We start from the raw sequence: 17,513 nt of genomic DNA on the forward strand, positions 1-17,513 counted from the left end.
GTGTCTACGCTGGCCCGACCGAGGCGAGAGGGGACGGCGGTGGCTCAGCGTGAGGAGTCGGGGCGCGTTCTCCGCCGCCGCCGACTCGTGATCGCTCTCGCGGTGGCCCTGCTGGTCGCGGCGGGCGTCGCCGTGGGGACCGGAGTGACCGGCCGCTCCGCGACGACCGAACCGACCGACGTGACCGTGATGACCCGCAACCTCTATCTCGGCGGGGACATCACCCGACCGGTCCGCGCGGCACAGGGCCAGACCGGCGTGGCGGCGCTGCTCGCGCTCGGGCACGCGGCGGACGCCCTGCGTACGGTCGTCGACCAGACCGACTTTCCCAGCCGGGCCCGGCTGCTGGCCGCCGAGCTCGCCGAAAGTCGGCCGGACCTGGCCGGCCTGCAGGAGGTCGCGCTGTGGCGGCACGGCCCGCTGCAGCTCGACCAGCCCGGCCGGTTGGACGCGACCGAGGTGGACCTGGACTTCCTGGCGCTGCTGCTGGGTGAGCTCGACACCCGCGGGCTGCCGTACGACGTGGTCGCGACCCAGGACGAGTCCGACGTCGAAGCGCCGGCCTTCCGCGGCGACCCGCGGACCGGCAACGATCCCACGGCCCGAGACGTCCGACTGACGATGCGCGACGTCGTGCTGGTCCGCCGCGGATCGGGGATCGAGGTGACCGGGACCGGGACGGGCCAGTACGCCCACCGGATCGACGTGGACCTCGGCGGTGTGGCGTTCTCCTTCATCCGCGGCTACGCGTGGGCCGACGTCCGCGTCGGCGGGAGTGCGCTGCGCTTCGTGACCACCCAGCTGGAGTCGCAGAGCCCGGCCGTGGCCGAGGCGCAGGCGCAGGAGCTGCTCGCCGGGCCGCTCGCGGTGACCGGACGACCGGTCGTGCTGGGCTGCGACTGTAACTCCGGTCCGACGGAAGCCTCAGACGACGGACGTGCGGCGTACGGGCTGCTCGTCGGCAGCGGACTGGCCGACGCCTGGGTCGCGCAGCCGGACGGGCAAGGAACCGGCGCGACTTGCTGCCTCGGTGAGCGGGTGGACGCCGAGGCGCCGGACTTGGACCGCCGGATCGACCTGGTGCTCAGCCGCGGCGCCATCACCGACCGCGCCGAGCTCGTCGGCTCGACGCCGGCCGGACGCGACCCGGCGAGCGGGCTGTGGGCCGCCGACCACGCCGGGCTGGTCGCCCACCTCCGGCTGGGCTGAACGGGTCGCCCGCCACCGCCCGCGTAGCCTCGCAACGTGCTCGAGGCCCTCTCCCCGCAGCGACGACGCGTCGTGCTGGGCACGGGCGGGCTGGTGCTGATCCTGGTGCTCGCGCTGGTCGTGACCGGCGTCGTCCGCTCCCGCGCGGCTGCCGTCCAGCCCGTGCCGCAGGACCAGCCCGGCCCGGTGCTGCTCGTGCCCGGCTACGGCGGTACGGGCAGCTCGCTCGAGCCGTTGGCCGCGGCGCTGCGGGCCCAGGGGCGGCAGGCCGTGGTGGTGCCGCCGGTCGGGGACGGGACCGGCGACCTGGCCGCGCAGGCCGAGCACCTGGGCCAGGTGGCCGCCGACGTCCTCCTGCGTCACGTTCAGGGCGACGCCGGGGCCGCTTCGGTGGACGTGATCGGCTATTCCGCCGGCGGGGTGGTCGCCCGGCTCTGGGTGCGTGAGGACGGCGGCGGCTCGGTCGCCCGGCGGGTCCTCACCCTCGGCGCGCCCCAGCACGGCACGAGCCAGGCCGCGCTCGGCAGCCAGCTGGCCGGCGGCTGCCCCGTGGCCTGCGAGCAGCTCGTCCCCGACAGCGACCTGCTGCGCCGGCTCAACGCACGCGACGAGACTCCGGCTGGGCCCGCCTGGATCACGTTGCGCTCCACCAGCGACCAGGTCGTCACCCCGGTCGACTCGGCCGCCCTCGATGGCGCCCTGAACGTGACGGTGCAGGACGTCTGCCCAGGGACCACCCCCGGCCATCCCGACCTGCCGACCAACGCGGTCACGCTGGCCCTGCTCACCTCGGCCCTCGGCGCCGCACCGCCTGCCGTCCCCACCGACGTCCGCTGCTGACTCCCCGCGAGCGTCGGGTAGGTCGGGCCTGGGCGCGATCGGGACGAATCAGTCGTCGATGTCTTTCGTGGTGAAGCTGGCCCAGGCGGCGAGGCCGAAGACGACGAGATAGCTGAGCTGCACGAGCAGGCCGCGGACGACGTCTCGCGTGAGGATCGGGTCGCGGAAGAGGTCGACGAACGAGAGCCAGTAGCGCGTCGGCAGGAACGGGTGCAGGGCCTGCGCGGCGTCCAGACCGAGCAGCACGGTGGAGGCGATCAGCAGACCGATCGTGCCCAGCGCCGCGCCGACCGAGGACGTCGTCACCGTCGAGAAGAACAGCGCCACCGCGGCGACCCCGAGCATGCAGACCACCACGTACGTCAACGCCAGCGCGGTCCGGCCCGCCACCTGCTCCGGGGTCAGCGTCGAACCGCTCAGGCTCACCGTGCCGGCCGCCGTCGAGCGCCCCAACAGGAGACGCCCCTCCACGTAGGACACGCTCGCGACGACCAGCACCGCCATCAGCACGAACGCGATCACCGTCACCAGCTTGGCCAGCAGCAACCACGTCCGACCGACCGGTCGCAGCAGCAGGTAACGCAGCGTCCCCGTCTGGCTCTCGCCGGCGATCGCGTCCCCGCCGAGCACCGCGACCGCGATGGGCAGGAACAGCGGCAGCACCACCCCGAGCGCCGCCAACGGAAAGAGCGTCCCGTCCGTCAGCACCGCGGAGAGGAACGGCGGACCCGTGCCCGGTTGCGGTCCGAGGTCGGTGACCGCCAGCAGCACCGCCACCAGCGTGGGCAGAGCCACCAACATCGCGATGATCACCCAGGTGCGCGGCCGCCGCAGCATCTTGACCAGCTCGACGGTGATCATCTGCTCGCCTCCGGCTCGACGGTGATCATCTGCTCGCCTCCGGCTCGACGGTGATCATCTGCTCGCCCCCGGCTCGATCGTCATCAGCTCCACGGAAGTCGGGACCGGCGCCGGTCGGGGTGTGTCGGCCGCTTCCAGCACCAGCTGTTCGAGATCCCGACGGTACGGGCCGATCTCGGCCACGGCGATGCCCTCCCCCACCAGGTAGGCGTTCAGTGCGGCGGGGTCGGCGGCCTGGACGAGCAGCCGGTCCTGCTCGACCGCGGTGACCATCCCACCCAGCAGTGCGCGGCAACGTTCGAGGTCGGGGGTCCGGACGGCGACCAGACCGGTCGGCCGCAGCAGCACGTCCAGCTGCTCCTGCAGCACCAGCCGGCCCCGGTCGAGGACGCCGACCCGGGTGCACATCTGCTCGATCTCGGCCAACAGGTGGCTGGACAAGAAGATGGTGGTGCCGTCGGCGTTCAGCCGCAGCAGCAGCTCCCGGATCTCGGCGATGCCCTGGGGGTCGAGGCCGTTCGTCGGCTCGTCCAGCACCAGCAGCCGGGGCCGGCGCAGCAGCGCGGCGGCCAGCCCGAGCCGCTGCCGCATCCCGAGCGAGTACGCCCGGGTCGGCCGGGCGTCCGCCGGGTCGAGACCGACCTCCGCGAGCACCTCGGTGACCCGGGTGCCGCGCCGACGCCGCGGCAGCCGGTCCGCCCCGCTGGCGTCGAGCAGGGCGAGGTTGGCGCGGCCCGACAGGTGTGGGTAGGCGCCCGGCCCCTCGACCAGCGCCCCCACCTGCGGCAGCACCTGGCGCCGGGCGGCCGGCATCGGCTGACCAAGCACCTCGGCGGTCCCGGATGTCGGCAGCACCAGGCCGAGCAGCATCCGGACCGTCGTCGTCTTCCCCGACCCGTTCGCCCCCAGGAAGCCGTACACGTCGCCGGCGGCCACCTCCAGATCGACAGCGTCGACCGCCCGCAGGTCGCCGTACCGCTTGGTCAGCGCGGACGTGGCGATCACCCGATCGCTCATCCCGCGGCCAGCAGCTGAGTGGCGGCGCGCTGCAGCGTCGCGGCGTCGACCGTCCCGGCCAGCAGCACACTGCCGCGGCCGTCCCGCCGCGGGGTGAGCAGCACCCCGATCGGCCCGACCGGGGCCAGCGTGCCCTCCGCAGTCTCGGTCGCGCTGGCGCTGGAACGCAGCCGCTCCCGCAACGGACCGGCCACCTGGCCACGCAGCGGCAACACAATCAGCGCGGTCGGTCCGCGGCCGTAGATCCCGACCGCTCCCGGGTCCTGGCCGTTGCGGACGCTCAGCCCGGCCAGGCTGACGGGCAGGTCGTACGGCGCACCGGCGTTGGCGGCGGCCGCCACGTCCACCGACTCCTCGAACTCGATCCGGCTCTCCGCCGACGGCGAGTAGGAGGTCTGCGCCCGGTCCGGCGTCGCGCGGTCGAAGGTGGTCAGGGTCGCGCTGACGGTCGGGCGGCGCTCACCGACCGCGTACAGCTGGACCCGAACAGCCAGCCCGGTCGCCGGGTCGGCCCACAGGTCGACGTGGTCGACGGTCCCGACAGGACCGACGGGGTCCAGGTCGGGCGGCACGCCCCTCAGCGCACGGGGCGTCAGGCGCAGCCCGACGGCGTCGATCCCCGCCACCCGTGCCGTGGGCAGCCGGGTCAGCTCGTCCTCGCGGGCCCCCTGCAGCATCGAACGGCCGAGCGTCGGTGGCAGCAGGTCGGAGGCGTCCGGCAGCCGGATCCGCGACACGGGCGAGATCGTGGCGGTCTCGGACTCGAAGACCCAGCGCGTGAGGTACCCGTCGTGCCGGAAGAGGTCGGTCTCGCCGGTGCTCCGGATCCGGTCGACCCGCCAGTCCTCAACCCCCCGCCACCACACCCGCAGCGTGTTCTGACCGCCCAGCAGATCAGCCAGCGTCGCGAACGAGTCGCTGGCCGGCACCTGGAGCGCGCCGGAGGTCTCCGCCAGTCCCGACCAGCCGGTGGCCGCCGACTCCTGCACCCGGTGGGCCAGCTCGGCCGCCGGCAGCGACGACGCCTCAGCCGGCCGCCGGGCCAAGGCGACGGGGGTGGCGACCAGGACGGCAGCCGCAAGCAGCACCACGGCCCATCGGCCGGCACTGCCCCGGCGCCTCATGGCCGCAACTGTAGGCGCGCCGGCGAAGACCCGCTCGGGATCCACGGCGGCGCTACCCAGCCCGGCGCTAGGTGCCGATCTTCTTGATCCCGAAGATCCAGCCGACCGAGGCACCCGTCCACCCGGGCGGGGCGTACGGGTTCTTCTCGTCCGGGAAGTTCGTCCAGTTCGAGGAGTTGTACTCGTAGAACTCGTTCGGCCGGTACATCAGTGGGATGACCGGGATGCCTTCCCGGTAGATCGCGTCCAGCTTGGTGTAGATCTCCTTCAGCTCATCCTCCGACGTCGCCGCACCGACCGAGTCGAGCAGACCCGCGACGTCGGGGTGGGAGAAGCGGGTGAAGTTTGCGAACGCCGTCTTGCCGATCGGCGGGATCCCGCGGTCGTCGAGCACGTCCCGGAAACGGGTCCACGGGCTGGCGACGCTGACGCCCGAGGCGTTCCAGCAGGCCAGCTCGAAGTTGCCGTTCTGGATCATCGTGGTGACCTGCGGGGCTTGGGGAAACTTCGTCTTCACGTCGATCCCGACCGCCGTACAGGACTTGGCCACGATCTCCAGCGCGGTGTTCCAGTCGCTCCACCCGGTCGGGGTGATCGCCTCCCACGGTCCGAGGCGGGTGCCGTCGGGCAGGGAGTAGATGCCGTCCTTGCCCTTGGTGCAGCCGAGGTCGTCCTCGAGGATCGAGACGGCCTTCGCCGGGTCGTGCTTCCACCCCTGGCTGTCCACGGTCGCCTGGTCGTAGTACTTGCCCTCGGCGCCGTTGGGCAGCATCAGGCTGGCGTTGGCTGGGTCGGAGTAGTCCGACATGGCGGTGCTGGCGATGTTGGCGTAGTCGATGGCGTAGGCGATGGCCAGCCGCACCTTGGGGTTGTCCAGCCCCTTGATCGAGCTGTTGATCTCCAGCAGGGGCAGGTTTCCCGGCAGGTAGTACGGCTTGTCCTTGAGCCAGGTGCCGACCGGCTTGCCCTTCTCCCACATCTTCCAGATCTGCGCGGTGAAGGTCTGCGCGGCGTCCAGCTCGCCGCTCTCGAGCTTGAGGTCGGAGTCGTTGTTGCTCTTGAAGATCGGGTGGTTGATCGTCGTCATCGCCGGCGTCCCGAAGACGGCCTTGCCCCAGTAGTCGTCGAACCGCTTCAGGTTGATCTGGGTCTGGTCGTAGCGGTCGAGCACGAACGGGCCGCTGCCGACGGGCTTGAGGTTGGTCTGGGCGCCGACCTTGGCCCCGAACGGCTCCCAGACGTGCTGCGGCACGATGAACACGCCGCTGATGGCGTCCTTGACCGAGTTGGGGTTGAAGGGCTTCTTCTTCACCGTGAACGTGACGGTGCGCGGATCCGTCGCCACGACGGACTCGAGGTAGGTCCAGACGTTGGTGTAGTTGAGGCTGGCCTTCTTGGCCAGCTCGAAGGTGAAGACGACGTCGGACGCGGTGAGCTCGGTGCCGTCGGTCCACTTCGTGCCGTCCTGCAGCGGCAGCACGAACGTGCCCGGCTCGGGCTGCTGCAGCTCCTTCGCCAGACCGGGCTTGAGCGAGCCGTCCAGCAGGTCGAAGCGCAGCAGGGTCTCATAGATCAGCTGCGTGTGGTCTTTCGCCGTGGGCCAGGCCGGGGTCGCCCCCAGCGGGTTGAAGCTGGTCGGCACGCCGGACTGGACGAACACGAACAACGTGTCGCCCGCCGCACCCGCTCGTCCCTTGGCCGCACCGTCGCCGGTCTTGTTGCCCGTCTGGGCGGTCCCGCAGCTGGTGGCACCGAGCCCGAGCGCGGCACCGCCCAGCGCCAGGCCGGTCAGGGACAGAAAGCCCCGCCGGGTCGATCGGGGGACGAAGCCGGCCTCGGCTTCGTGCTGCAGTTCCGTCATCTAAGAGACCTCCCGAGCCGGGGTGTGGGCTGAGCCACAGTGGATGTAGCCAGACCCTACGTGCCTGAACCGCCTTCGCCGAGGCGGGTGACGCAAGCCGCGCCCGGTGTCCAACCAGGAAGTGTCTTGCGTGAGAACATGGCCCTATCTCCGGTGGGGGACGCACCCACCGTGTTGCCGTGACCGCGTGGGGCGCCGCGCGTGCTGCCGGAGGTCCCCGTGACGCTCAAGCCCGAACCCGACGCCCCCTCGACCGCTCGGCCGTCAGCCGGACCGGCCCACGTGCAGTCGGTGCACGTCGGCGGTCCGAAGACGTATGAGTGGCTCGGCCGGACGCTGGTCTCGAGCATCTTCAAGGACGAGGTGACCGGGCCCGTCGCCGTCCGGGGTCACAACCTCGAGGGCGACGACCAGTCCGACCGCAAGAGCCACGGCGGGGCGGACAAGGCGGTCTACGCCTACGCCCGCGAGGACGAGGACTGGTGGGAGTCCCAGCTCGGCCGTCCGGTCCCCGACGGCTTCTTCGGCGAGAACCTCACCACCGTCGGCCTCGACCTCACCCACGCCGTCATCGGCGAGACGTGGCAGGTCGGGACGTCCGTGCTGCAGGTCACCGAGCCGCGTACGCCCTGCTGGAAGCTGGGGCTGCGCAGCGGCGACCCGGGCTTTCCCCGCCGGGCCGCGGCGTCGCGGCGGCCGGGGGTGCTGCTGCGGATCCTCACCGAGGGCGTGTTGCAGGCCGGCGACCCGGTGACCATCTCCGACCGGCCGTCGCACGGGGTCACCGCCGCCGCGATCAACCGGATCTACTACGGCGAGGACCGCTTCCTCGGGCCGATCTACGACACTCCCGAGCTCGCCGCCCACTGGCGGACCTGGGCCGACCACCGGACCGTCTGGCACGAGGAGGACGAGCGGCGGGGCCGGATGCGGCACGTCAACGCCTCGGGCTGAGCCGGCTCAGAGCTGGCGCCACCAGCCGTCACGGGCCGCCGCGCCAGTGCTCGATCCGGTGGTGGTCGGGGGTGAAGCCGCGCTCGATCCCCCAGAGCACCGCCTGGGTGCGGCTGGTGACGTTGATCTTGCGGTAGGTCGAGCGGATGTAGGACTTGATCGTGTTGGGGCTGAGGTAGGTGAGCTGGGCGACCTCGGCGTTGTTCTTGCCCTGGGTGATCAGCGCAAGGATCTCGGCCTCGCGGTCGGTCAGTCCCTCGGATCGGCCGGGCCAGTCGAGCCCGGTTGCGGGCCGGGCCCGCCGCGGCGGCTCGCTGATCACGACCTCGCCGGCGTGCACAGCCTCGAGCGCGGCCACCAGCTCGCGGGCCGGCAGCGACTTCGACAGATAGCCGTGCACCCCCTGTCGGCGTGCGTGCTCGACCAGGTCGGGGTGGAAGTTCCAGGTGTAGACCACGACCCGTTTGGCGCGCGGGTTCTCCACCAGCACGGCGATCTCCTGCGCATCGGACTCGGGCTGGGCGAACGAGTCGTAGAGGACGACGTCGACGAGGTCGCTGACCGAAGAGTTGGTGTCGATCTCGGCCACCAGCACCCGCTCGCGATAAGGCTCGAGCATCGTGGCCACGCCGACGACCACCACGTCGTAGTCGTCGACCAGGGCGATGGTCAGGGGTTTGCTCGGCGAAGACATAGGAGACAACTTAACCCCCTTAGGGGTGTACCACAGCCCCCCAAGGGGTGGAACCGTAGAGACGTCAGCGCGGGAGGTCCACAGCCCCTGCCGCCCACCCGTACAGAAAGGCACCATCATGATCGGCCTCATCATCACCTTGCTCATCGTCGGCCTGATCGCCGGCGCCCTGGCGCGGCTTCTCGTCCCCGGCCGACAGGACATCTCGATCCCGATGACCATCCTGCTGGGCGTCATCGGCTCCTTCGTCGGCGGTTTCCTCGGCTACCTGATCTTCCACCAGGACAGCTCGAGCGGGTTCTTCCAGCCCGCCGGGCTGATCGGATCGGTCATCGGTGCGGTCATCGTGCTGCTGATCTGGACCCGCGTCGGCGCGCGTCGCAGCGTCCGCTCCTGACGCTCGCCGCCTGACCCAAGACCCCCCGCACGCGGCGGCGGTCGGCTCCGACGAGGATCCGGCCGCCGTCTCGTGCGTCCCGTCACGCACGGCCCGGGGTGCCGGTACGGATTCTGGATCTCAGGGCATGATCTGACCAGATCCGCGCGGAGCAGTCCGGCGGTGACGATGAAGGAGCGTGACGATGATGTCATCAGCATCGGTACAGGACGAGAAGCCGGTCCGCAGCCTCATCCCCGTGCGGATGGACACGATGCCGTGGTCCCGGTTCCACTGGATGGTGATCTTCGGCCTCGGAACGGCCTGGATCCTGGACGGCCTCGAGGTCCAGATCGTGGCCTCGGGCGGGTACGAGAAGTCGCTGGGCATGGGCTCGACCGAGGTCGGCCTGACAGCCGCCATCTACCTCGTTGGCCAGGTGGCGGGCGCGCTGTTCTTCGGCCGGCTGACCGACAAGCTGGGCCGCAAGCGACTCTTCGTCCTGACCCTGGTGATCTACCTCGTCGGGTCGGGCCTCGCCGGGCTGTCTCCGAACGTCTGGTTCCTGTACCTCTTCCGCTTCGTCGCCGGCGTGGGCATCGGCGGTGAGTACTCCGCGATCAACTCCGCGATCGATGAGCTCATCCCGGGCAAGTACCGCGGCCGGGTGGACCTGGCCATCAACGGCACCTACTGGTTCGGCGCGATGATCGGCGCCTTCGGCAGCTTCCTGCTGCTCGACACCGACCGCTTTGCCGAGAACGTCGGCTGGCGGATCGCCTTCTTCATCGGTCCGGTGCTCGGTCTGGCCATCATCTACCTGCGCCGCCACATCCCCGAGAGCCCGCGCTGGCTCGTGACCCACGGCCAGTCCGAGCGGGCCGAACAGATCGTCGCCGACGTCGAGCAGCAGGTGCAGGCCCAGGGCAAACAGCTGCCCGAGCTCGACGAGTCCAAGGCTTGGTGGATCAAGGCGCACGAGGGGGTGACGCTCAAGCAGCTGCGGTACGTCTTCCTGAAGCTCTACCCGACGCGGACCGTCTTGGGCCTGACGTTGATGATCACCCAGTCGTTCCTCTACAACGCGATCTTCTTCACCTCCTCGCTGGTGCTGCAGCACTTCTACGGCAAGACCTCTTCCAGCGCGGCGCTCTACTTCTTCCCGTTCGCGGTCGGCAACCTCCTCGGACCGCTGCTGCTCGGCCGCTTCTTCGACACCGTCGGCCGGCGCAAGATGATCGGCGGCTCCTACGCGCTCGCCGCGGTCGTGCTCTTCATCTCAGCGCTGCTGTTCCAGGCCGACCTGTTGACGGCCGGCACCCACACCGCGCTCTGGTGCGTGTCGTTCTTCTTCGCCTCGGCCGGGGCGTCGGCGGGCTATCTGACGGTCTCGGAGATCTTCCCGCTCGAGGTCCGCGGCCAGGCGATCTCGTACTTCTTCTCGATCGCGCAGCTCTTCGGGGCGGCGGGGCCGCTGATCTTCGGCGCCCTGGTCGGCGAGGGCACGGCCCGGACGCCGCTGTTCTGGGGCTACGTGATGGCGGCGGTGATCATGCTCGTCGGAGCGCTCGTGGCCTTTGCGTTCGGCGTCGACGCCGAGGGCAAGGCGCTGGAGGACATCGCCCCACCGCTGAGCAGCTACGACGAGCACGGCAACCAGCTCTCGAAGCTGCCGGTCTAGGAGGGTGTTGTCGAACGGCGGCCGTAGCGAGCAGGTGCCCGGGTACGTGCTGGGCAAGGCGCCGGAGGAGTCGGATAGCGGTGTTCTCTCCGCGACGACGGCAACGCAGCCCGGTGCGTGCCCGGGTGCCGCGCAGTAGGTCGGCGTTTGACACCACCCTCCTAGGCCTCTGCTCTACGAGGCCGTTGGTAGTACCTGCCGGAGAGTGTCGGCGAAGCCGGCCGGGTCGCCCATGAGGCCGGCGTGGTCGCCGGGGAACACCACCGGCGTCACGCCGAGCCGCTCGGCGAGCGCGACGGCCGAGCGGACCGCCAGCTCGCTCGTGGAGGCCGCGCCGACCGCGACCACGACCTCCGGCCCCGCCGAGCGGAGCACGTCGGCGGGCGGCTCGTACCGGGTGAACGGCTTCAGCATCCGCAGAAAGAACAGCTCGTCGTCCGCCTGCTGCTTCGCCGGCGGCGCTGCCGGGGCGGCAGGCACCTGGTCGGGCGCCGTGTCGTCGGGCGCCGTGTGGTCGGGCGCCGTGTCGTCGGGCGCCGTGTCGTCGGGCGCCGTGTCGTCGGGCGCAGTGTCGTCGGGCGCCGTGTCGTCGGGCGCCGTGTCGTCGCGAGGCGGCCAGGTCGTGGGGGCGACGCCCGCCTCGGTGACCGGCCCCTGGTGCATGACCAGCGAGACGAAGGCCCCCCAGCCCGCCCCGGAGCCGCCGCTGCGGTAGGCGTCCTCGACGCCGTCGACGACGGGCCGCACGTACGGAGCGTCCGCCAACAGCTCCGTGACCGGCGGCTCGTGCGCGACCAGTGTCCGGACCCGCTCGGGATGCCGGGCGACCAACGCTAGCCCGGCGACCGCTCCACCGCTGCTGCCGAAGATGTCGGCCGGTCCCCGGTCCAGCGCCTCGACCAGCAGCGCCAGGTCGTCAGCCTGGATCTCGGGGGTGACGGCCAGGCTGGGGTCGTCGACGGTGCTCTGGCCGAGCCCGCGCGGGTCGTACGTCACCACCGTGTGGTCCTCGGCCAGCAGGTCGGCGAACGAGGCGAACGCCCCACTGGTCATCGGCTGACCCACGACCAGCAGCAACGGACCGGTACCGCGCACCTCGTAGTAGAGCCGGCCGCCGGGGACGTCGAGCTGGTGGGTGGTGGCGGCCGTGGTCGTCGAGGTCATGTCGTCCTCCGAGGATGTGCGGGTGGTGAGCAGGTAGACCGGGCGGCCGGCGCGAACTCATCGGTCCCGCTCAGACCGCCGCGGCCGGCCGCCTAGTAGTTTGTCGCCCCTAGGCCTTGTGGCTTGCGGCGTCCAGGTGCGTGCATCGCAAGGCCGACGAGGAAGGGCTACCGGGTCGTAGCACGACGGAGAACGTCGCGAGGTGCGTGCCTGGGCGCCGCCAAGCCCAAGAATGAAGGGCTACAGACTACTAGCCTGAGCGCATGCGCGTCGTCGTGATCGGTGGCCGTGGCCACATCGGCAGCTTCCTGGTCCCCCGGCTGGTCCGTGCCGGTCACGAGGTGATCAGCATCAGCCGCGGCCAGCGGGCCAGCTACGTCGACGACCCGGCCTGGACGCAGGTCCGTCAGGCGACGGCGGACCGGGTCGCCGAGGACCGGGACGGGACCTTTCCGAGCCGGGTCGCCGACTTGCAGCCCGACGTCGTCATCGACCTGATCTGCTTCACCCTCGACTCCGCCGCGGCGCTCGTCGACGGGCTGCGCGGCCGGACGGGGCACCTGCTGCACTGCGGCTCCGTCTGGCGGCACGGGCCGAGCCTGAAGCTGCCGATCACCGAGGACAACGGCGCCCCGCCCCTCGGGAAGTACGGCACCGCCAAGGCCGCCGTCGCCGACCTGCTCAAGGCCGAGACCCGCGGCGGCGGGCTGGTCACCACCTCGCTCCACCCCGGCCACATTGTCGGTCCCGGCTGGCACCCGATCGGCCCCCTCGGCAACGTCGACCCCGCCATCTGGACAAAGCTGTCGGCAGGTCAGCCCCTCGACATCCCCGGGATCGGAACCGAGCTCATGCACCACGTCCACGCCGACGACGTCGCGCAGGGCTTCGTCGCCGCCGTCGACCACCGCGACGCCGCCGCGGGTGAAGACTTCACGATCGTCGCGCCGGCCGCGCTCACCGTGCGGGGCTACGCCCAGATCGCCGCCTCCTGGTTCGGCCGGGCCGCCGACCTGCGCACCGTGACCTGGGACGAGTTCCGGGCGAGCACCAGCGAGGAGCTCTCCCAGTCCAGCTGGGAACACCTCTCCCGCAGCCAGTACCTCAGCATCGACAAGGCCCGCACCCTGATCGGTTACGCCCCTCAGTACGAGCCCGAAGCGGCCATCCTGGCATCGGTCCGCTGGCTGATCGACCACGGCCAGCTCGATCTCCCCCGCCCGCTCACGGTCTGATCTCCCGCATGTTCACGGTGGCGGAACGGGACCAGCTGTTACGTGATCTGGTCGACCGCGCGGGGGCCGACCCGTCGGTCACGGCTGCGGCTCTGGTCGGCTCGGCGGCCCGCGGCGAGAGCGACCGCTGGTCCGACGTCGATCTGGCCCTGCGGCTGAGCCCCGGGGAGGAGCCGGCCCGCGCCGCCGCGCACTGGACGGCCGTGCTGGCGGAGCTCGTCGACGTGGCGCACCACCTCGACGTCTGGTCGGGGCCTGCCCTCTACCGCGTCTTCCTGCTGGAGAGCTCGCTGCAGCTGGACCTGTCCTTCTGGCCGGCGGCGGAGTTCGCCTCGACCGGGGAGCCGTTCGCGCTGCTCTTCGGGACGGCGAACCCGCCTCGCGTCCCGGTCGAGCCCGACCTGACCACCGTGGTCGGCTGGGCCTGGCTCTACGCGCTGCACACCCGGGCGGCCCTGGCGCGCGACCGCCCCTGGCAGGCCGTGCAGATGCTCGACGGCCTCTGCGACCAGCTCATCACCCTGGCCTGCCTTCGCCACGAGCTCCCCGGTCACCAGGGTCGGGGCGTCGACCGGCTGCCGCCCGCTGTGCTGACTCGCCTCGCACACACAATCGTTGGCTCGCCCGTCCCCGAGGGACTGGCCCCAGCCTTCGCCGTCGCGATCACGCTGCTGATCGAGGAGATCGCCCACCTGGATCCGGCCCTCGCCGGACGTCTCCGGGCGCCGCTGACCTCCCTGACCGAGGCTGCGGAGTGAATCCGGCGCCGCCCGGGATCATCGGGTAGAGAACGACCGCGACTACCCGGCTGTTCTCTACTCGATGTCCCTTCCGTCCTCAGCCGGCCAGCGGATCGCCTCGAGCTGACGCCGCAGTCGACGACCGCGGACGGGGTTCACCGACTCGACCCAGCCGACCCGGCCCTCCAGGTGGGCCCGAAAGTCGGGGTGCTGCTGCCGGTTGGCCACCTCGGGGCCCGATCGTCCGGCCTCGTGCAGCACGGCCCGCAGCCGGTCCTCGTCCTCGCGCGGCACGCCGAGCTGCTCGTTCACCACGATCCCCGTCACCAGCTGGCGCTGCGACGACCGCTGGACGCGCGTCTTGGCCGGGTTCAGGGTGAACGCCTCCTGGGCCACGATGGTCGACACCGCCTGCACCAGCCGGGCGGACCGCAGCGACGCGGGTCCGGAAAAGACCAGGTCGTCGGCGTAGCGGCTGTAGGTGGCGCCGCCCAGAGCCTCGGCGTAGCCCGCGAGCCGTCGGTCGAGGGCGAAGCAGGCGAGGTTGGCCAGCGCGGGTGACGTGGGCGCGCCCTGGGGTAGGTGCGGCGCCCGCAGCCGGGCTCGCAGCAGGGCTCGGGAGCTGCTGTCTCCGCCGCTCGGCATCCCCGACAGCACCCCGACCGGCGTCCGGTGGGTGACCAGTCCGGTCAGGGTGGGCACGACGCCGTCGGGATACCCCATCCGCCGGAACAGCCCGGCCACCCGGGCGGCACCGACCGCCGCGAAGAAGTGCCGCAGGTCAAGGCTGACCACGAGGTCCGCACCCACATGGCACCGGGCGTGGTCGAGGGCGCTGCGGCCGCGGACGAACCCGTACGCGGCCGGGTGCAGCGGCACCCAGACCAGCACCTCGCCGAGCAGTCGTCGCAGCACCGCCCGCAGGATCGGGGTCGGCACCTCGAGCAGTCGCGGTACGGCGCCCGGTCGTCTCACCCAGCGGTAGCGGTACAGCCGCAGCGGGCCCTCGGGCCGGCGCCGCTGCCGCCCCTGGACGTCGGCCAGCCAGGGCAGCTGCTCCTCCGGCACCTCCAGCAGCGCAGCCAGCGCGGGCAGGTCGTCGAGCACCGGCACCGGCCAGGACCGGCGCCCCATCGTCCCCGGCACGGTCGGGATGCTTCTGACGCGCACCGACACCTGCCGCCGCCGGTCACGCTCCAGCCCCTCGGCGAACGCCGGCAGCCCGGCAATCAGCTCGGCCAGTGCGTACGGCCGGTCCAGCGGCGGCGTCGGGTGCTCGGCGAGCACGTCCCGCGCGACCGCGGACGTCCAGCGGTGGTCTGGGCCGAGAGTCCGCCCGGCGGCGGCACGCAGGGAGCGTACGGTCCAGCCGTCGGCGGCCAGGAACGCCCAGCTCAGGGCACGGGCCACCGCGCCGTCGGAGTCCGAGCTCACGTCCGGAGGCGAGGTGGCGCCGTGCGACCTGTCGCGCTCGTGCGGGTGCGCAGCTGCGCGGAGCGCGGCGAGGCACCTGCGTGCCTGCTGCAGGGTGGACGTGCGGTCACCGGAGGGAACCTCGGCGCCGATCCGCGAACGGATCGAGTTCTCGCGTTCGGCGCCACCTCACCACGCCATGGTGCCAGGAACGCGCCGAGCTCGCTCAGGGCACCAAGATCGCCCGTCCACGCGGACCGGCCGCCGCGCCCGTGCCCGGCGACCATCACGGTGGCTGACAGTCACGGTGCGCGATCCTGACGGATAGTCGCGTCAGGATCGCTCAGCGTGACGAGCGCGCCACTAATCTCGGGGCGTGACCGAACCCCCGCCGACCCCTCCGCGCTCCGTCGACTGGGCCGACCCGCTCCCCGACGCCGACGTTCAGCGGGTGCTCGTCGTCGCGGCCCACCCCGACGACGCCGACTTCGGCGCGGCCGGGACGATCGCCGCCTGGGTCAAGGCGGGCATCGAGGTCACGCTGCTGCTCTGCACCCGGGGCGAGCAGGGTGGCTTCGACGACACCCCGCGCGCCGAGATGCCGGCCATCCGCGAACGGGAGCAGCGCGCAGCCTCGGCCGAGCTGGGGGTCACCGACGTGCGGTTCCTGGACGGTTGGAGCGACGGCTGGCTCGAGCCGAGCTGGGAGCTGCAGCACGCCATCGTCCGGGTGATCCGGCAGGTACGGCCGCAGCGGGTGGTCTGCCAGTCGCCGCAGCGCATGCTGCAACGCCTGCAGGCTTCGCACCCCGACCACCTGGCCGCCGGCGAGGCGACCGTACGGGCGGTCTACCCAGCAGCGGAGAACCGGTTCGCCTGGCCCGAGCTGATCACCGACGAGGGCCTCGAGCCGTGGAAGGTGACCGAGCTCTGGCTGACCGCGCACGCCGAGGTGTCCCACGTCGTCGACATCACCGACACCTTCGGCGCCAAGGTGCGCGCCTTGCAGGCTCACGTCTCCCAGACCGCCCACCAGGGAGCCGGCCTGGAGGAGATGCTGCGCAGCTGGAACGCCCGGAACGCTGCCGTCGGCGGCCTCCCCGAGGGCCGGCTCGCCGAGGTCTTCGCCGTCAGCCGGATCAACTGAGGCCGGTTAGCTCAAAGGGAAACGGGCCGGACCTCACGTAAGCAGGGAGCGAGGCGTCTACAGAGCGTGCCGACCACACCCCCGTTCGAGACGATCGTCGAGGCCCACGGCCGTACGGTGCTGCGGGTCTGCCGGGCCGTCCTCGGTTCCGGCGACGCGGACGACGCGTGGTCGGAGACCTTCCTCGCCGCTTTGCGGGCCTATCCGGAGCTGCCCGCAGGCGCGAACGTCGAAGCCTGGCTGGTCACTATCGCCCACCGCAAGGCCATCGACATGACCCGCACCGCTGCCCGCCGGCCCCCGCCGACGGACCGACCACCACCCGACCCGGCGGGCCACCACGCCGAGCAGGACGAAGACCTGGTGGACGCGGTCGCCCGACTGCCTCCCCGACAACAGCAGGCTGTCGCCTACCACTACCTCGGCGGTCTGCCGTACGCCGAGGTGGCCGCCCTGGTCGGGGTCAGCCCCGACGCTGCCCGCCGGGCCGCCGCGGACGGCATCGCCGCCCTGCGCCGCACCTACCTCACCCCCGAACGCCCCACCCCCAAACGCCGTGACACCGAACGGACCCAGCCATGACCACCGACTCCCTCCTCACCGACCTGGCCCGCGCGCTCGACCCGTCCGTCGATCACCAGGACGCCCTGCGCGGCCGGCTGGCCGGCGCCGCTGAGAGTGAGGGCGTGCTCGACGTCGCCTACCGCACGCTCGACAGCCCGGTCGGCCTGCTGCTCGTCGCCGCCACCGTCCGCGGCGTCGTCCGGCTCGCCTACCCCGCCGAGGACCATGCGCGGGTGCTGCAGACCCTGGCCGACCGGGTCAGCCCGCGCGTCCTGCGGGCCCCGGCCCGGCTCGACCCGGTGGCGTACGAGCTCGACGAGTACTTCGCCGGCCGCCGCCGCGACTTCGACGTCGACCTGGACTGGCGGCTCACGGCCGGCTTCCGGCGGCTGGTGCTGCACGAGCTGGCGGGCATCGGCTACGGCCGGACCGCCACGTACGCGGCGGTCGCCCTCCGCGCGGGCAACCCGCGCGCCGTCCGGGCCGTCGGCAGCGCCTGCGCCACCAATCCGCTACCGCTGCTCGTGCCCTGCCATCGGGTCGTCCGCTCCGACGGCGGACTCGGCGGCTACCTCGGCGGTCTGGACGCGAAAAAGATGCTGCTCTCGCTCGAAGCCGGCTGAGGAGTTCCTA

Annotated in this window: 17 protein-coding genes; 10 read left to right on the forward strand and 7 right to left on the reverse strand. The window is 71.9% G+C overall.

Features of this window, described 5'->3' with window-relative positions; genetic code table 11:
* The first annotated feature begins 39 nt into the window (after nucleotides 1–39).
* Together ACFE76_RS05380 and ACFE76_RS05385 are read left to right on the forward strand one after the other, a co-directional pair.
* Nucleotides 40–1,209 carry an endonuclease/exonuclease/phosphatase family protein gene (locus ACFE76_RS05380; RefSeq protein ID WP_375430720.1) on the forward strand — a complete coding sequence of 390 codons (1,170 nt, stop codon included), beginning with the start codon at nucleotides 40–42 and terminating at the stop codon, nucleotides 1,207–1,209.
* A gap of 36 nt (nucleotides 1,210–1,245) precedes the next feature.
* On the forward strand, nucleotides 1,246–2,049 hold the full coding sequence (locus ACFE76_RS05385) for an esterase/lipase family protein (RefSeq protein WP_375430721.1): 804 nt from the start codon (nucleotides 1,246–1,248) through the stop codon (nucleotides 2,047–2,049).
* A gap of 48 nt (nucleotides 2,050–2,097) precedes the next feature.
* Here ACFE76_RS05385 and ACFE76_RS05390 read toward each other — a convergent pair whose 3' ends face one another.
* The 4 genes from ACFE76_RS05390 to ACFE76_RS05405 all read right to left on the reverse strand — a co-directional run bounded on the left by ACFE76_RS05390 (nucleotide 2,098) and on the right by ACFE76_RS05405 (nucleotide 6,912).
* Entirely contained in the window at nucleotides 2,098–2,910 is an 813-nt protein-coding gene (locus tag ACFE76_RS05390) for an ABC transporter permease (RefSeq protein ID WP_375430722.1), read from the reverse strand.
* A gap of 54 nt (nucleotides 2,911–2,964) precedes the next feature.
* On the reverse strand, nucleotides 2,965–3,915 hold the full coding sequence (locus ACFE76_RS05395) for an ABC transporter ATP-binding protein (protein ID WP_375430723.1): 951 nt from the start codon (nucleotides 3,913–3,915) through the stop codon (nucleotides 2,965–2,967).
* An 8-nt stretch (nucleotides 3,916–3,923) separates the two neighbouring features.
* On the reverse strand, nucleotides 3,924–5,051 hold the full coding sequence (locus ACFE76_RS05400) for a hypothetical protein (protein ID WP_375430724.1): 1,128 nt from the start codon (nucleotides 5,049–5,051) through the stop codon (nucleotides 3,924–3,926).
* Between the two features lie 67 nt (nucleotides 5,052–5,118).
* Nucleotides 5,119–6,912 (reverse strand): ABC transporter substrate-binding protein, encoded by a 1,794-nt coding sequence (locus ACFE76_RS05405; RefSeq protein WP_375430725.1) that lies wholly within the window; start codon nucleotides 6,910–6,912, stop codon nucleotides 5,119–5,121.
* 219 nt (nucleotides 6,913–7,131) lie between these two features.
* Here ACFE76_RS05405 and ACFE76_RS05410 point away from each other — a divergent pair, with 219 nt between their 5' ends.
* Entirely contained in the window at nucleotides 7,132–7,866 is a 735-nt protein-coding gene (locus ACFE76_RS05410) for an MOSC domain-containing protein (RefSeq protein ID WP_375430726.1), read from the forward strand.
* 28 nt (nucleotides 7,867–7,894) lie between these two features.
* Here the strand turns inward: ACFE76_RS05410 and ACFE76_RS05415 are convergent, their stop codons facing one another.
* Nucleotides 7,895–8,560 carry a DNA-binding response regulator gene (locus ACFE76_RS05415; protein WP_375430727.1) on the reverse strand — a complete coding sequence of 222 codons (666 nt, stop codon included), beginning with the start codon at nucleotides 8,558–8,560 and terminating at the stop codon, nucleotides 7,895–7,897.
* A gap of 118 nt (nucleotides 8,561–8,678) precedes the next feature.
* Between ACFE76_RS05415 and ACFE76_RS05420 the strand changes: the two genes are divergently transcribed.
* Together ACFE76_RS05420 and ACFE76_RS05425 are read left to right on the forward strand one after the other, a co-directional pair.
* The gene (locus tag ACFE76_RS05420; protein WP_375430728.1) at nucleotides 8,679–8,957 is read left to right on the forward strand and encodes a GlsB/YeaQ/YmgE family stress response membrane protein; all 279 of its coding nucleotides are present in this window, start codon (nucleotides 8,679–8,681) and stop codon (nucleotides 8,955–8,957) included.
* A 187-nt stretch (nucleotides 8,958–9,144) separates the two neighbouring features.
* Entirely contained in the window at nucleotides 9,145–10,617 is a 1,473-nt protein-coding gene (locus ACFE76_RS05425) for an MFS transporter (protein ID WP_375430823.1), read from the forward strand.
* A gap of 174 nt (nucleotides 10,618–10,791) precedes the next feature.
* Here the strand turns inward: ACFE76_RS05425 and ACFE76_RS05430 are convergent, their stop codons facing one another.
* Nucleotides 10,792–11,781, reverse strand: a complete 990-nt coding sequence (locus tag ACFE76_RS05430) for an alpha/beta fold hydrolase (protein ID WP_375430729.1) — start codon at nucleotides 11,779–11,781, stop codon at nucleotides 10,792–10,794.
* Between the two features lie 263 nt (nucleotides 11,782–12,044).
* Here ACFE76_RS05430 and ACFE76_RS05435 point away from each other — a divergent pair, with 263 nt between their 5' ends.
* The gene (locus ACFE76_RS05435) at nucleotides 12,045–13,016 is read left to right on the forward strand and encodes an NAD-dependent epimerase/dehydratase family protein (RefSeq protein WP_375430730.1); all 972 of its coding nucleotides are present in this window, start codon (nucleotides 12,045–12,047) and stop codon (nucleotides 13,014–13,016) included.
* Between the two features lie 8 nt (nucleotides 13,017–13,024).
* Complete coding sequence (locus tag ACFE76_RS05440; RefSeq protein WP_375430731.1) at nucleotides 13,025–13,774, forward strand: nucleotidyltransferase domain-containing protein; 750 nt, start codon at nucleotides 13,025–13,027, stop codon at nucleotides 13,772–13,774.
* Nucleotides 13,775–13,831: 57 nt separating this feature from the next.
* Here the strand turns inward: ACFE76_RS05440 and ACFE76_RS05445 are convergent, their stop codons facing one another.
* Nucleotides 13,832–15,190 carry a reverse transcriptase family protein gene (locus ACFE76_RS05445; protein ID WP_375430732.1) on the reverse strand — a complete coding sequence of 453 codons (1,359 nt, stop codon included), beginning with the start codon at nucleotides 15,188–15,190 and terminating at the stop codon, nucleotides 13,832–13,834.
* A gap of 355 nt (nucleotides 15,191–15,545) precedes the next feature.
* On the opposite strand from ACFE76_RS05445, the gene ACFE76_RS05450 reads away from it, so the two are divergent.
* The 3 genes from ACFE76_RS05450 to ACFE76_RS05460 all read left to right on the forward strand — a co-directional run bounded on the left by ACFE76_RS05450 (nucleotide 15,546) and on the right by ACFE76_RS05460 (nucleotide 17,503).
* Nucleotides 15,546–16,316: a PIG-L deacetylase family protein gene (locus ACFE76_RS05450; protein WP_375430733.1), complete on the forward strand. Its 771-nt coding sequence runs from the start codon at nucleotides 15,546–15,548 to the stop codon at nucleotides 16,314–16,316.
* Nucleotides 16,317–16,382: 66 nt separating this feature from the next.
* A complete protein-coding gene (locus ACFE76_RS05455; protein ID WP_375430734.1) occupies nucleotides 16,383–16,898 on the forward strand; it encodes an RNA polymerase sigma factor in 516 nt (171 codons plus the stop codon).
* Nucleotides 16,895–17,503, forward strand: a complete 609-nt coding sequence (locus tag ACFE76_RS05460) for a methylated-DNA--[protein]-cysteine S-methyltransferase (protein WP_375430735.1) — start codon at nucleotides 16,895–16,897, stop codon at nucleotides 17,501–17,503. The genes ACFE76_RS05455 and ACFE76_RS05460 overlap by 4 nt, the downstream gene beginning before the upstream one ends.
* The last annotated feature ends 10 nt before the right edge of the window (nucleotides 17,504–17,513 follow it).

It is taken from the genome of uncultured Friedmanniella sp., from assembly GCF_964244005.1.
In the GTDB taxonomy this organism is placed as follows: domain Bacteria; phylum Actinomycetota; class Actinomycetes; order Propionibacteriales; family Propionibacteriaceae; genus Microlunatus.

Coding starts and splice junctions, on each gene's coding strand:
- ACFE76_RS05440 (WP_375430731.1), top strand. CDS start 13,025: ATGTTCACGGTGGCGGAACGGGACCAGCTGTTACGTGATCTGGTCGAC.
- ACFE76_RS05460 (WP_375430735.1), top strand. CDS start 16,895: ATGACCACCGACTCCCTCCTCACCGACCTGGCCCGCGCGCTCGACCCG.
- ACFE76_RS05420 (WP_375430728.1), top strand. CDS start 8,679: ATGATCGGCCTCATCATCACCTTGCTCATCGTCGGCCTGATCGCCGGC.
- ACFE76_RS05415 (WP_375430727.1), bottom strand. CDS start 8,560: ATGTCTTCGCCGAGCAAACCCCTGACCATCGCCCTGGTCGACGACTAC.
- ACFE76_RS05405 (WP_375430725.1), bottom strand. CDS start 6,912: ATGACGGAACTGCAGCACGAAGCCGAGGCCGGCTTCGTCCCCCGATCG.
- ACFE76_RS05425 (WP_375430823.1), top strand. CDS start 9,145: ATGTCATCAGCATCGGTACAGGACGAGAAGCCGGTCCGCAGCCTCATC.
- ACFE76_RS05400 (WP_375430724.1), bottom strand. CDS start 5,051: ATGAGGCGCCGGGGCAGTGCCGGCCGATGGGCCGTGGTGCTGCTTGCG.
- ACFE76_RS05435 (WP_375430730.1), top strand. CDS start 12,045: ATGCGCGTCGTCGTGATCGGTGGCCGTGGCCACATCGGCAGCTTCCTG.
- ACFE76_RS05390 (WP_375430722.1), bottom strand. CDS start 2,910: ATGATCACCGTCGAGCTGGTCAAGATGCTGCGGCGGCCGCGCACCTGG.
- ACFE76_RS05430 (WP_375430729.1), bottom strand. CDS start 11,781: ATGACCTCGACGACCACGGCCGCCACCACCCACCAGCTCGACGTCCCC.